Origin of the sequence: Streptococcus sp. oral taxon 056 str. F0418 (genome assembly GCF_000220065.1) — a bacterium.
GTDB lineage: Bacteria > Bacillota > Bacilli > Lactobacillales > Streptococcaceae > Streptococcus.
The window spans coordinates 1468640-1481437 of sequence record NZ_AFQU01000001.1; the positions used below are offsets into that span (position 1 = coordinate 1468640).

Here is a 12798-nt window from a genome sequence, read left to right on the forward strand (position 1 = left end):
TGGAATAAGATATAAACAGGAATTTCAATCTATATGTAGTAACCGTAGCAAATATTTTTCTTTCTCTTGTTTTTGGTGTAAAATGTTATCAAAAGTAAGCTATTAAAGGAGAAGATTTATGGTAGCAGCAGTTACAGATGCAACATTCGCAGAAGAAACAAAAGACGGATTGGTTCTGATTGACTTTTGGGCAACTTGGTGTGGCCCATGTCGTATGCAGGCGCCTATCTTGGAGCAGTTGGCAGGAGAAGTCCATGAGGACGAACTAAAAATCCTTAAAATGGATGTGGATGAAAATCCAAATACTGCCCGTGAATTTGGCATTATGTCCATTCCGACTCTTCTGTTCAAAAAAGATGGTCAAGTTATTAAGCAAGTCGCAGGTGTTCACACAAAAGACCAGCTTAAGGCTATTATCGCTGAATTGAGTTAATATCATAGCTAAAAGAGGCTGGGACAAAAGTCCTAGCCTCTCAATTGTCTTTGGATTGTCGAGCAAGACGCAGTGGTTGAGTGGGCTCTACTACGCTGATTTCATCAGCTTTTACAGCCCTACTCAATTGTGCGGAGGTGGGACGGCGAAATCGAATTCTAACGAATTACCGATTTTTGTCCCACTCTCTTTCATTTAGCTGATGACAGTAAAGGTTATACAGAAGAGCAAGTACACTCTCATAGTGTGCAAAATAGCATTGAAGAAGTGTTTGCTCAGGCGTTTCCCATAACTTATCATAAGCGCTTATTGTGAAATGTGCAAAATTTCAAATGTTGGTAGTTGTGTATCGGGTTTATTGGTATAAAAAGTAAAGATACATTTTTTCCATTTATCAGGATTGAAAATAACGGCTTTGCCACTTTCGTTGTTTTGCATTTGCTCGTGAATGGTAAAGGATTTTAAACTTTCAGACGCTTCTATATCAATGACTTCTAATGTAGCATATTTACTTGAGTCAAAATGATCAGATATTTCGACTGATGAAGTTATTCCGATTTCAATATTTTGCCAGCCAAACGAATTTAAAATATGATCAAAGTAACCATCAAATATGAATTTTGTCATTCCGTTGGTATTTTTCCAAATATATAGCGGACAGTAACTGTTAAATAATTGGCCTTCAGATTTTTCAGAGATTAAATAAACTTTGAAAAACAAATCGTCGAATCCATCCATTAAATGACCTGTATTTCGGACACGTTGTCTAATGATATCCATATCATAATCTGATGGTAATTTTATAGTATATTGCATTGCTTGCATAGCAGTACCCCTTTTCTAATGAACTATTGATAGTATAAATGATTTATATCATGTTGAATAATACTTAAAAATGATATAATTATCATAAAAAGTGATAGGGTGGTTTAAATGAATTTTAATGATATGAGCATTTTTGTGACAATCTATGAGACAAGGTCAATAAACAAAAGTTCAAAGATCTTACAATATGCGCAATCTAATCTCAGCGCTAGATTGAAAGTGCTTGAAACTGAATTAGATACAAAATTATTTTACAGAAAATATAATGGTTTAGTTCCGACAGAAAGTGGAGACTTATTTTATCAATTTTGTAAGGAAACTTCTAACAATTTAGAGAAATTAAAAAAGAAATGTGAAACCTCGAAAATATCCATCTTAATTTCAGAATTATTATTCAATCACGATATTAATAATTCACAAACAATTGATTTGGATAAAAGTGAGATTAATATCCAAAAAACTTCGGATATACCAATCATTGCTCATCAGGAAGACTTTGATAAAATTTTTTGCTTTCAAAAAATTGAAAATTTAAGGCATTATGATGAGACTATCGGACATATCGAGTCGGTTTATGCTTGTTCGAGCAATATAAAGGCTAGTGAGGAAATGCCTATATTCGTTAATAAAGATAAAAATTGCCCTTTTAGAAAACAAAGCTTAATGAAGTTTGCACATTTAAAATCAGTTGTAGAAATTGATTCTTTTGAGAACATTATCGGCTTAGTTGAAAACGGGAAAGGAATCGCACTATTGCCGAAATGGTTAAATAAGAGAGCGAAAATCAAGCCATACGATCAAAAGATCGTTCTTATCCCATTTTATCAGTATGAAAAGAGGAACCAAAGCAGGTAGCCCATTTAGAAGAAATGCTAATGCTAGAGTGGAAAACCATTTGACAAATTTCGTAAATATATTTATAATAAGTGTACATATTATGAAGGAGGTTTTGGAATGGAATTTAGTTTTAGTTTAACCATAAAAGCATCAAAAGAAGATGTATGGGCCTACTATGAAAATATTGAAAAGTGGTATGACTGGGAAGAAGATTTAAAAAATATTACATTAAATGGTGGATTTAAGACAGGATCTTGTGGGATAATGGAACTCGAAGGAATGCCCCCAATGGAATATCAGCTGACACTTGTCAAGCCCTTTGAGGAATTTTGGGATAAAACAGCGACTCCGTTTGGAGATATCCTTTTTGGTCATCAGATCATCGAGAACAATGATGGCACTGTAAATGTTAAGCACACCGTAGCTTTAGATAGCAAAGATCAGCAACATTTGGGATTTTTAAGCCAAGTTTTCTCAGATGTTCCTCAATCGATTTTTATTTTAAAAAATTGTTTGGAAAAATAAGAATTCTCTGGTTAGCTAGGGAATTCTTTTATTTTTCTAAATATCGAGAAGGACCTAGCAAGAGATGCGGATGCTTTATTGCTTTTATGCTATTTTTTAATGAAGAATAGAAAAGATAACAAAATTTTGAAAACGCTTTATTTTAAAATTTAAAGTGTTATAATAATGGGGGAATATACTAATAAATTAGTGGATTCTTGTTTTTAGTGGGAGGCCTTGTAGCTTTTTTGACGATTAGAAGGAGGAAAATCGTTATGGAAGAAAAGGATTCTAAACAGTTAAGTTGGCTTATGATTGCTCTCATAGCCTTTAATATTGTCTGGGGGCTGGGGAATGTTGTCAATAATTTTGCGCAACAAGGAATCGTAGTGATTACCTCGTGGATTTTACTACTGATTATTTATTTCATTCCTTACACCCTAATGGTCGGACAATTAGGTTCAACTTTTAAGGATAGCGAGGGAGGTGTAAGTGACTGGATTAAATTTACCTCGACCAAGCGCTTGGCTTTCTTTGCCGCTTGGACCTACTGGGTTGTGCAGATTCCTTATCTAGCTCAAAAGCCTCAAACGATTCTAATTGCCTTAGGTTGGGTTTTTCAAGGGAACGGGAAAATCTTAGATAATCTGTCCATGCCTGTAATTGTTCTGCTTTCTTTGATCACATTTTTAATATTACTTTATATCTCGACCAAAGGATTAAAGGCCTTGAAATTTTTAGGAACACTGGCTGGAGGGGCTATGCTAGTCATGTCTGTCCTCTTTATTTTACTTGCGATCGGTGTTCCTTTTATCAAGCCTGATTTACAGTTGGCTACGCAACATATGGATCGTTTGTCTACTTATATTCCTAAGTTTGACTTTTCGTATTTTACAACGATTGCTCTGTTAGTATTTTCGGTGGGCGGAGCAGAAGCCATCTCACCTTATGTTAATAAGGTAAAGAACCCAGCCAAAGGATTTCCAAAAGGCATGATTGCGATGGTAGTCATGATTGGCTCTTGTGCCATTTTAGGTTCGTTTGCAATGGCCATGATTTTTGATAGCAATCACATTCCGAATGACCTGATGCGAAATGGTGCTTATCAAGCGCTAGCTGTTTTAGGAAAACATTGGGGAATTGGGAATATCCTAGTGACAATTTATGCTATTACGCAATGTATCAATCAATCTGCTACTCTTGCAATTTGTATTGATGCCCCTCTTCAAATCTTTTTGGGTAGTGCAGATAAAGACTTTATTCCAAACTGGCTACGCAAGCGGACCAAATCAGGGATGTTGCTAAATGGGTATATCCTGACAGGTGTTTTGGTTGGCATCATCATTGTTCTACCACTTTTTGGATTGAAGGAAATTGATACTTTGGTTGTTTGGATGACTAATCTGAATGCAATAGTTTCTCCAATGTGCTTTTTGTGGGTATTCTTAGCCTTCATGCTTTTATACAGGCATTGGGACCGTTTCAAAAATGCAGAATATAAATTTATTAAGAATCCTAAAATAGGCTTCTGGGTAGGTGCATGGGGCTTTGCCTTCACTGCTTTTGCTTGTATTTTAGGAATGTCACCTCAGGTTGAGCTAGCCAAACATCCGACAGAATGGTGGTTTACGCTGGCAACAAATATTATTACACCGATTGCACTTTTGGGACTTGGGCTGATTTTACCGTGGGCAGCTCGTAGAGAAAAGAAATAAATAAAGGAGGCTGGGACAAAAGTCCTAGCCTCTCAATTGTCTTTGGATTGTCGAGCAAGACGCAGTGGTTGAGTGGGCTCTACTACGCTGGTTTCATCAGCTTTTACAGCCCTACTCAACTGTGCGGAGGTGGGACGACGAAATCGAATTCTAACGAATTACCGATTTCTGTCCCACTCTCTTTTTTAAGGAGTGGCTTTGTGTTATAATAGACTACGTGTAGAATAAATAAACTGATGAGGTAAGATATGTATTTTGCGAGTAACATTTTTTCACGCTACTTTAAACAGTTTGATTGGGTTGCTATCTTGGACGAGATTTTTTCTAAATTTATTTCGTTATTTTTCTTAATTATTTTATTTTATGTTGCCAAACAACTTCTTCATGTATTTGTCAGAAAAGTCATATCCCCTTCGCTGAAACTGTCTAGTAGTGATCTTGCTCGTCAAAAGACTATTAGCCGCTTGATAGAAAATGTTCTTAATTATACCTTATACTTTCTCTTGATTTATTGGATTTTATCTATTTTAGGTCTTCCAGTGTCAAGTCTATTGGCTGGTGCAGGGATTGCTGGTGTAGCTATTGGTATGGGAGCGCAAGGATTTCTATCGGATCTGGTCAATGGTTTTTTCATCCTTCTAGAACGACAGCTAGATGTGGGTGATAGCGTACGCTTGACCAATGGCCCAATCAATATAGCTGGAACAGTGGTCAGTGTCGGGATTCGAACAACTCAGGTGCGAGATGCAGATGGCTCACTCCACTATATTCCTAATCGTAATATTATGGTTGTTAGCAATCTCTCGCGTGGAGATATGCGGGTTTTGATTGATATTCCGATTAATGCGCAAACAGATTTGGATGTTATTGCTCGTGTGATTGAACAAGTCAACCAAGCGTCCCTTAAAGATTATCCTGAAATTTTACAGGCACCTGATATTTTGGGACCTCAATTAGAAGAAAATAGTCAGTTTGTGTTTCGAGTTAGTATGATGGTTCAAAGTGGTAGCCAAACTAAAATCTACCATTCCTTTTACCGACTTTATCATGAAGCTTTGCTAAAGGAAGGCATTGACCTGCCAAATTAATATCTTAAAGCTAGTCCTTCAGACAGAGGAGAAATTATGAAACAGCATTCCCCCCGTCAAATCACGAATGATGGCATTCTCTATCAAATCAAACTCCCTCTTTACAAACAACCTTTATTTTGGACGACGATCGTCAGCCTTGGTTTAGTTTTCGTTTTATCTATAGTTGTAGTAGGCTTGTCGGTGCTTTATCTCAGTCAGACCGAAGAAGGAATGCAGCTTAATGGCAGGACGGATGGCATGTATCGTTCTTATGATTATAAAAATGAACATTCAAATCAGTATTTTGGAGAAGCAGCTTTCTTTCGTAATGGAGCTAAAATCGTCGTTCAGTCCGCTAGAGTTGATACTGATAGAAAAATGAGTGATGATGCAACTGGTGTAGCAGTGGTCGTATCCGTGCAAATAAAAAACACCTCTAATCGCAGCCTTTTAGTGAGCCCTTATGACTTTGATTTATACGATGAAAAAGAGGGGCTCTATATCTTAGATGACTCAACCTTTGATAATAATCAGATCGGAACAAATCTAGCACCAGGAAAGGAAGTTCAGTTTGACCTCGTTTTTGACGGTGAAAGAGGTGATAAGCGATCCTATATAGTAGCCTATGAACAGACAAAATGGTCCAATGGCAAGTTGAAAAAATAACGCGCATGGATAGGATTCTACTAAAATAAATAAAAAATCCCAAGACACTCTCGTAAAAAAGTGCACTTGGGCTTTTTTATATGTGCTTGTCTCTGGACCAATTTTTCATCTCAGCCACTGCTGTAAAGAGCACATCAGTAGAGGAATTAAGGGCAGTTTCACAGGAATCTTGGATGACCCCGATGACAAAGCCAACGCTGACGACTTGCATGGCTATATCATTAGAGATACCAAAAAGACTACAAGCAACTGGGATTAATAAGAGAGAACCACCAGCCACTCCGGAAGCACCACATGCAGAAATAGCTGCAACAACACTTAAAACAAAGGCTGTACCAAAGTCTACTTGTATACCTAAAGTATGAACAGCAGCAAGGGTTAATGTATTGATAGTTACAGCAGCGCCAGCCATATTGATGGTGGCTCCTAAAGGGATGGAGACTGAGTAAGTTTCAGGATTTAGCTTCAAATCTTGACAAAGCTTCATGTTGACGGGGATATTAGCGGCAGAGCTGCGCGTGAAGAATGCTGTAACTCCACTGACTCTAAGACAACGCCAAACCAAAGGATAAGGATTTCTTCGTAACATAATAAAAGCAATCAGTGGATTGATAATTAATGCTACAAACAGCATGGTTGCTATTAGAAGTAAGAGAAGTAGACCATAGTTTTGTAGAGCCTGAAGTCCTCTACTAGAAATTGTCGTATAGACTAAACCCAAGATACCAAAAGGAGCAAGATTAATAATCCATTCGACAATCTTAGAGGTAATATCTGCCAGAGTTTGTAAGAGTTCTTTGCTGTGTTGACTGGCCTCACGCATAGCCATTCCAAAGATAACTGCCCAAGATAATACCCCAATATAATTTGCTGAAACGAGGGCATTGATTGGGTTATCAACAAGCTTTAGCAGAAGATTACTAAGGACCTGTCCAATACCATCTGGAGATGCAATGGTTTGCTTTGTTTCGGTTAAATCAATGCTAATTGGAAAGATAAAACTGGCTAAAACGGCAACGATAGCCGCAGCAAAAGTGCCTAACAGATAAAGAACAATAACCGTTCTCATATTGCTCTGTTGTCCTTTTTTCTGCTGAGATAAGGCGTTTGATACCAAAGAAAAAACCAAGAGAGGTGCAATGGCCTTCAGTCCACCTACGAAAATCTCTCCCAAGAGTCCAAAAGCAGATGCTTTTGGGAAAAGGATTGCTAGTAAAGCACCACAGAAAATTCCAAGTGAAATTCGCTTGATTAGGTTGGTTTTTTTCCAAGTTAGAATGATTCGACGAAGCATGGAAATTCCTTTCTATAGACAAAAAAATTTGAAAAGCCATTGATTATTATAAGATTATCGGAGCTTGGGATTAAAGTATTAATCAACGTCAGTATATGATAAGTATAAAAATAGAGTATTTGTTTATTATACGATAGAAAGGAATTGAAAGCAACAAGAGATTGTACACTTCTTTTTTATAAAAAGGCTATAACGGAGCAAGGGGCGGGATATGGAGACTAGAATAGCATAGTCATCAGGAATGCACCGAGACGATTGATAAGAGACCGATTAAACGCTTGGCAGATTTTGTGGTTATACCAAAGGAGCTGAAATATGTGCGAGATACAAGACGCCGTCTGGGAGCTTGTCTCATCAGCTGAACGGGGTGATTTTACTGAAAGAAAGCCTAGCTCTAGAATATAAATGGAAGGATCTCGGCGACATCTATCTATCTTTCTGCGGTCGCACTAGAGAATACTGAGGCTGGATGAGCAGGGCACGAGGTTGTAGAAAGTGGCCTTAGCAATCTACATGGCTAGCTAGTTTATCTGAGCAAGAGTAGCAAAAATGGGTCATTAGAAAAGCTAGCTGGCCTTTATGAAAATGGACTCCTATCAACACTGTGTCTCTCTTTACTAATTTTAGCCCCCAGATTCGTAAATGAAAACACCTGATTTCATAGATAAAGAAAATTTGAGACGAAAGTTTTAGATCTTTTTCTTGACTCTAACCCTAGGGGAGGGTGTATACTAGTGGAAACTAGAAAAGGAGATCACTATGCAAATTAATATTATTCGCTCTGATAAAGTTTATCAGGAGTTGCTTGAACTTCCATTTGATAAAAGGGAGGGCTGTTTCCGGGCTAAGATTTTAGCACCTTTTGCAACAAAATATCAAACACAACACATTCCTTTAAAAGCAAAGTATCCTGGAGGATTTGATGCTCTATTTCTACTTGGCTTTATGAATCAACTTCCTGCAACTCTCTCAGAAAAGGATAGACCGGCGATCGACGCTCTGAGTTCTGATCAACTCTGGCAAGACTGCCAGGATACCATCAAGAGGAGTATTGGTCTTTTCGAGCAGGCTGGCTATGACTTAGAGGTTGAGGATTACCATTTTACTATTTTATTGGGCAATCCAGAAAAGCCCATGCTCCAGCTCAATAAGGGTTACAGCGGAGATGGAGGAATTCCAGGCTACCTCATGCTTAGTCTGCTACCAAATGACTATACTTTGCCACGTGTGCAGGCTGCGTTAGCCCACGAGTGCAATCACAATATCCGTTTTCAATTTATCAAATGGAACCAGCAGACGACACTAGCAGACTGGGTAGTCAGTGAAGGATTGGCAGAGTCTTTCGCTGCTGAGCTCTATGGTAAAGAGCTCATTGGACCTTGGGTCACTTCAACCAGTCCAGAGCAATTAGAGGAGATTAAGCCCATCATCTCAAGTCAGCTTCAGCTAACAGGGATGGCGGAAGTGGCTCCTTATCTCTACGGTGATGAAATCGCTGAGATCCAAGGCCAAATACCAGTCGGTATGCCTTATGCTGCGGGCTATGCTTATGGCTATCATTTGATACAAGCCTATCTGAAAAATACTGGCAAGAGCATTATTGAAGCGACAGTAACACCGACAGAAGAGATTCTAGAGGCGACGAAAGACTTTTGGCAATGACACTTTTGCTTGAAAATCTGTCAAAACTTGATATAATGTAGGTAATTTCTGGAGGTGGCTATATGCACTATAAAAGGATCGAATTAAAAGTCACAAAGCAAGGTATCCATGAGCGTAAGATTTTTCAAGGGGTTAAGATTTTCAGTCGCAGCAAACTGTCCAAAGATCAGAAAAGCATTCTCACACAGAAGCTTTACCTGACACCGAAGCAAAACATCGTTTACTATCAGCGAACAGATGTTAATTATGACCAGAACTGGCATCATAATAAGGACTATTACAAACTAACTTATGGACAGTTGGACAGAGAAACTGTCTTTAAAGTTTGCCAAGGTTTTGACGAACTAAGTCCTTTTCTGGAGAATGAGCTGCTGGAGAAGCTAAAAGAAAAGCAGGTAGCAGGCAAATTTTTTGAAAAATTAGATATATAAAAATCCGACTGCTTTTATAAGCAGTCGGATTTATTCTAGTTTAATTGTGCTTAAACAATACCTTGCGCAATCCTAGCCTTGGCTAGGTTTTTGCAAGTGGCGATAGTAGAATCAGCCAGATAGTCTTTGCTAAGTCCGTAAGTTTCAGTGGTAGTTTTAGCTGTGTTGAGGATGTTGGTCATGATGTCCTTGAGACGGGCAGAGTATACTGGCATCTATTCATCTGATAAGAGGGATTTTATCATCCAGATATTCATAGCTGGGTGACCGGCAGCGTTAGAAAGTGGTTGGTTCAATGATGTAAAACCATAGTGTTGATAGACAGCTACGGCCGTAGCCAGTTCAGTAGTGGTTTCTAGATAAAGCTGTTCATAACCTGCTAGACGGGCTTCCTGGAATATCCGTTTTATCAGCCGACTGGAATAACCTTTGCCACGACTGTTTTTAGTGACATACAGTTTTTGTAGTTCAGCAATCTTATCAGACACAGGTGCAAAGCCACCACAGCCAACGAGCTGTCCTTCATCTTCCAAAACAAAGTAAGCTGCCCTCTCTTGCTGTTGATAGTAGTCGGCCAAATGATCTAGATGAGGATCAAAGTAGACAGTTCCTGGCTTGTCAAGACCAAATTCTTCTAGGCTAGCTCGAATGAGCTGCGCTACAGCTGGATTGTCTCTCATTTCCATGAGCCGTAAGTTCATGATTTGTCCTCCGATAGGATGTACCGATTAATTAAACTAATCCTTGCGCAATCATAGCATTGGCTACATTTTCAAAGGCAGCGATATTTGCTCCAGCTAGGTAGTCTTTGCCAAGTCCGTAAGTTTCAGCGGTAGTTTTAGCTGTGTTAAAGATATTGGTCATGATGTCTTTGAGACGGCCGTCAACTTCTTCACGAGTCCATGACAGACGAAGGCTATTTTGACTCATTTCAAGGGCTGAAACAGCTACACCACCAGCATTAGCTGCTTTGGCAGGTCCATAGTAGATACCATTTTCTTTGTAAACTGCGATAGCATCTAGGTCGCTCGGCATGTTGGCACCTTCAGATACACAGATAACTCCCTGAGCTACCAAGCGTTTCGCAGCTTCGCCATTGATTTCATTTTGTGTCGCACATGGCAGAGCGATGTCATATTTCTCAGCATAAGTCCATACAGAACCTTCGTAGTAGGTAGCAGTAGCTTTTTCAGCGGCATATTCTGTCAAACGGGCACGGCGATTATTTTTAATATCTGTCAAGAGGTCAAAGTCAATACCGTTTTCATCGATAACATAGCCGTTTGAGTCAGATACAGAGATAACAGTTGCACCAAGCTCAGTTGCTTTTTGAAGAGCGTATTGAGCTACGTTACCAGAACCGGAAATAACCACTTTCTTGCCAGCAAAGCTTTGGCCGTTAGCCTTAAGCATTTCTTCAGTATAGTAAACCAAACCGTAACCAGTTGCTTCTGGGCGAATCAAGCTGCCGCCAAATCCAAGGGGTTTACCAGTCAAGACACCTGCATCAAATTGACGAAGACGCTTGTATTGGCCGTAGAGGTAGCCGATTTCACGTCCACCGACACCGATATCACCAGCTGGGACATCAAGTGATGGTCCAATGTGTTTTTGCAATTCTGTCATAAAGCTTTGGCAGAAGCGCATGACTTCAGCATCGGTCTTACCTTTCGGATCAAAGTCAGATCCACCTTTACCACCACCAATTGGTAGGCCAGTCAAGACGTTTTTAAAAATTTGTTCAAATCCGAGGAATTTCAAGATCCCTTGATTTACAGTAGGGTGGAAACGAAGTCCACCTTTATAAGGACCAACTGCTGAGTTAAATTGCACACGGTAACCGCGGTTGACTTGTACGTTACCTTCGCGGTCTACCCAAGGAACACGGAAAGAAATGATACGCTCAGGCTCTGTAATACGTGCTAGGATGTTTTCTTCGATGTATTCTGGGTGTTTTTCAAAAACAGGCTCCAGAGTATTGAGAAACTCTTCAACAGCTTGGAGGAATTCTGCCTCGTGTCCGTTGCGGGCTTTTACGGTCTCGAAAGTGCTTTGGATATATTCTTTAGCAGTTGTCATGATGGTTCTCCTTTGATCGGTTATTTTATTACGGGGTCAATTATAGCAGAGTTTTTCATACTTGTAAAGAAAAAAGCCGAATTTTCAGAAAATTTCCATAATTAAATTCATGATTGAAATACCGAACTTTTTTATGAAATCTTGAGTCTAAAAATTACAAAATTGTCCACCAATGATATAATAAATAAAACAGATTTATGCACAGAACTATCATCGCAAAAAGGAGCATTGAAATGGTTTCTACACATACACACATTGCTGGATTTTCATTTGACAACTGCCTGATGAATGCAGCTGGGGTCGCCTGCATGACAAAAGAGGAACTAGCAGCAGTCAAAGATTCTGCTGCGGGAACGTTTGTGACAAAGACAGCGACGCTGGAATTTCGTCAGGGAAATCCAGAGCCACGCTATCGGGATGTTTCGCTGGGCTCTATCAACTCCATGGGCTTGCCTAATAATGGTTTAGACTACTATCTGGACTACCTGCTGGAACTTCAGGAAAGTGAACCAAATCGGACTTTCTTCCTTTCTTTGGTCGGTATGTCTCCGGAAGAAACGCACACCATTCTCAAAAAAGTGCAGGCAAGCGACTTTAAAGGGATTACTGAGCTCAATCTCTCCTGCCCTAATGTCCCTGGAAAGCCACAGATTGCCTATGACTTTGAAACGACGGATAAGCTTTTGGCAGAGGTTTTTGCTTATTTCAAAAAGCCACTAGGCATCAAGCTGCCTCCTTATTTTGACATCGTGCACTTTGACCAGGCCGCTGCGATTTTTAACAACTATCCGCTCAAGTTTGTAAATTGTGTAAACTCTATCGGAAACGGTCTTTATATAGAAGATGAGTCAGTGGTTATTCGTCCCAAAAATGGTTTTGGAGGTATCGGAGGTCAGTACATCAAGCCGACCGCTTTAGCCAATGTCCATGCTTTTTACCAACGCCTGAAACCAGAAATCCAAATCATCGGAACAGGTGGTGTCTTGACGGGGCGTGATGCCTTTGAGCATATCCTCTGTGGTGCCAGTATGGTGCAAGTAGGAACAACCCTTCATAAAGAAGGAGTAGCAGCTTTCGAGCGCATCACTGCAGAACTCAAGGCAATTATGGAAGAAAAAGGCTATGAAAGCCTAGAAGATTTTCGAGGAAAATTGAAGTATATAGAGGGGTAATCTTCTATCTAAAAAGATTTAATGCAAGAGTTATTGTGATTTGAAATGAAGAACATGGCTGGGTTGATAGTCATTAAGACCCAGTTTTTTCATATCAATTTGAAGAAAGT

Annotated in this window: 13 protein-coding genes and 1 pseudogene; 9 read left to right on the plus strand and 5 right to left on the minus strand. The window is 39.3% G+C overall.

The window, feature by feature from the left end; genetic code table 11:
• Positions 1 to 118 precede the first annotated feature (118 nt).
• Entirely contained in the window at positions 119 to 433 is a 315-nt protein-coding gene (gene trxA, locus HMPREF9182_RS07390; RefSeq protein ID WP_009443623.1) for a thioredoxin, read from the plus strand.
• 306 nt (positions 434 to 739) lie between these two features.
• Here trxA and HMPREF9182_RS07395 read toward each other — a convergent pair whose 3' ends face one another.
• A complete protein-coding gene (locus HMPREF9182_RS07395; RefSeq protein WP_009443933.1) occupies positions 740 to 1258 on the minus strand; it encodes a DUF4865 family protein in 519 nt (172 codons plus the stop codon).
• Positions 1259 to 1366: 108 nt separating this feature from the next.
• On the opposite strand from HMPREF9182_RS07395, the gene HMPREF9182_RS07400 reads away from it, so the two are divergent.
• The 5 genes from HMPREF9182_RS07400 (at position 1367) to HMPREF9182_RS07420 (ending at position 6050) form a co-directional block, all read left to right on the plus strand.
• Positions 1367 to 2113, plus strand: coding sequence for a LysR family transcriptional regulator (locus HMPREF9182_RS07400; protein ID WP_009755075.1), 747 nt, complete (start codon positions 1367 to 1369; stop codon positions 2111 to 2113).
• A 99-nt stretch (positions 2114 to 2212) separates the two neighbouring features.
• Positions 2213 to 2620 (plus strand): polyketide cyclase, encoded by a 408-nt coding sequence (locus HMPREF9182_RS07405; protein ID WP_009443142.1) that lies wholly within the window; start codon positions 2213 to 2215, stop codon positions 2618 to 2620.
• Between the two features lie 254 nt (positions 2621 to 2874).
• Positions 2875 to 4314, plus strand: coding sequence for an APC family permease (locus tag HMPREF9182_RS07410; RefSeq protein ID WP_009754425.1), 1440 nt, complete (start codon positions 2875 to 2877; stop codon positions 4312 to 4314).
• Between the two features lie 248 nt (positions 4315 to 4562).
• Complete coding sequence (locus HMPREF9182_RS07415; RefSeq protein WP_009754229.1) at positions 4563 to 5402, plus strand: mechanosensitive ion channel family protein; 840 nt, start codon at positions 4563 to 4565, stop codon at positions 5400 to 5402.
• A 36-nt stretch (positions 5403 to 5438) separates the two neighbouring features.
• On the plus strand, positions 5439 to 6050 hold the full coding sequence (locus HMPREF9182_RS07420; RefSeq protein ID WP_009443422.1) for a DUF4352 domain-containing protein: 612 nt from the start codon (positions 5439 to 5441) through the stop codon (positions 6048 to 6050).
• 76 nt (positions 6051 to 6126) lie between these two features.
• On the opposite strand, the gene sstT is transcribed toward HMPREF9182_RS07420, so the two are convergent.
• Positions 6127 to 7344, minus strand: a complete 1218-nt coding sequence (gene sstT / locus HMPREF9182_RS07425) for a serine/threonine transporter SstT (protein WP_009754524.1) — start codon at positions 7342 to 7344, stop codon at positions 6127 to 6129.
• Positions 7345 to 8103: 759 nt separating this feature from the next.
• Here sstT and HMPREF9182_RS07430 point away from each other — a divergent pair.
• A complete protein-coding gene (locus HMPREF9182_RS07430) occupies positions 8104 to 9006 on the plus strand; it encodes a DUF2268 domain-containing protein (RefSeq protein ID WP_009754882.1) in 903 nt (300 codons plus the stop codon).
• A 62-nt stretch (positions 9007 to 9068) separates the two neighbouring features.
• A complete protein-coding gene (locus HMPREF9182_RS07435; protein WP_009754889.1) occupies positions 9069 to 9437 on the plus strand; it encodes an EXLDI protein in 369 nt (122 codons plus the stop codon).
• A 50-nt stretch (positions 9438 to 9487) separates the two neighbouring features.
• Here the strand turns inward: HMPREF9182_RS07435 and HMPREF9182_RS07440 are convergent.
• The 3 genes and pseudogenes from HMPREF9182_RS07440 to gdhA form a co-directional block, all read right to left on the minus strand.
• Positions 9488 to 9634: pseudogene (locus HMPREF9182_RS07440) on the minus strand (NADP oxidoreductase); the annotation flags it as partial.
• A gap of 18 nt (positions 9635 to 9652) precedes the next feature.
• A complete protein-coding gene (locus HMPREF9182_RS07445) occupies positions 9653 to 10138 on the minus strand; it encodes a GNAT family N-acetyltransferase (RefSeq protein ID WP_009754990.1) in 486 nt (161 codons plus the stop codon).
• 31 nt (positions 10139 to 10169) lie between these two features.
• The gene (gdhA, locus tag HMPREF9182_RS07450; protein WP_009443958.1) at positions 10170 to 11516 is read right to left on the minus strand and encodes an NADP-specific glutamate dehydrogenase; all 1347 of its coding nucleotides are present in this window, start codon (positions 11514 to 11516) and stop codon (positions 10170 to 10172) included.
• A 233-nt stretch (positions 11517 to 11749) separates the two neighbouring features.
• Here gdhA and HMPREF9182_RS07455 point away from each other — a divergent pair, with 233 nt between their 5' ends.
• On the plus strand, positions 11750 to 12688 hold the full coding sequence (locus tag HMPREF9182_RS07455; protein WP_009443203.1) for a dihydroorotate oxidase: 939 nt from the start codon (positions 11750 to 11752) through the stop codon (positions 12686 to 12688).
• Positions 12689 to 12798 lie beyond the last annotated feature (110 nt).

Coding starts and splice junctions, on each gene's coding strand:
- trxA (WP_009443623.1), top strand. CDS start 119: ATGGTAGCAGCAGTTACAGATGCAACATTCGCAGAAGAAACAAAAGAC.
- HMPREF9182_RS07395 (WP_009443933.1), bottom strand. CDS start 1,258: ATGCAAGCAATGCAATATACTATAAAATTACCATCAGATTATGATATG.
- HMPREF9182_RS07400 (WP_009755075.1), top strand. CDS start 1,367: ATGAATTTTAATGATATGAGCATTTTTGTGACAATCTATGAGACAAGG.
- HMPREF9182_RS07405 (WP_009443142.1), top strand. CDS start 2,213: ATGGAATTTAGTTTTAGTTTAACCATAAAAGCATCAAAAGAAGATGTA.
- HMPREF9182_RS07410 (WP_009754425.1), top strand. CDS start 2,875: ATGGAAGAAAAGGATTCTAAACAGTTAAGTTGGCTTATGATTGCTCTC.
- HMPREF9182_RS07415 (WP_009754229.1), top strand. CDS start 4,563: ATGTATTTTGCGAGTAACATTTTTTCACGCTACTTTAAACAGTTTGAT.
- HMPREF9182_RS07420 (WP_009443422.1), top strand. CDS start 5,439: ATGAAACAGCATTCCCCCCGTCAAATCACGAATGATGGCATTCTCTAT.
- sstT (WP_009754524.1), bottom strand. CDS start 7,344: ATGCTTCGTCGAATCATTCTAACTTGGAAAAAAACCAACCTAATCAAG.
- HMPREF9182_RS07430 (WP_009754882.1), top strand. CDS start 8,104: ATGCAAATTAATATTATTCGCTCTGATAAAGTTTATCAGGAGTTGCTT.
- HMPREF9182_RS07435 (WP_009754889.1), top strand. CDS start 9,069: ATGCACTATAAAAGGATCGAATTAAAAGTCACAAAGCAAGGTATCCAT.
- HMPREF9182_RS07445 (WP_009754990.1), bottom strand. CDS start 10,138: ATGAACTTACGGCTCATGGAAATGAGAGACAATCCAGCTGTAGCGCAG.
- gdhA (WP_009443958.1), bottom strand. CDS start 11,516: ATGACAACTGCTAAAGAATATATCCAAAGCACTTTCGAGACCGTAAAA.
- HMPREF9182_RS07455 (WP_009443203.1), top strand. CDS start 11,750: ATGGTTTCTACACATACACACATTGCTGGATTTTCATTTGACAACTGC.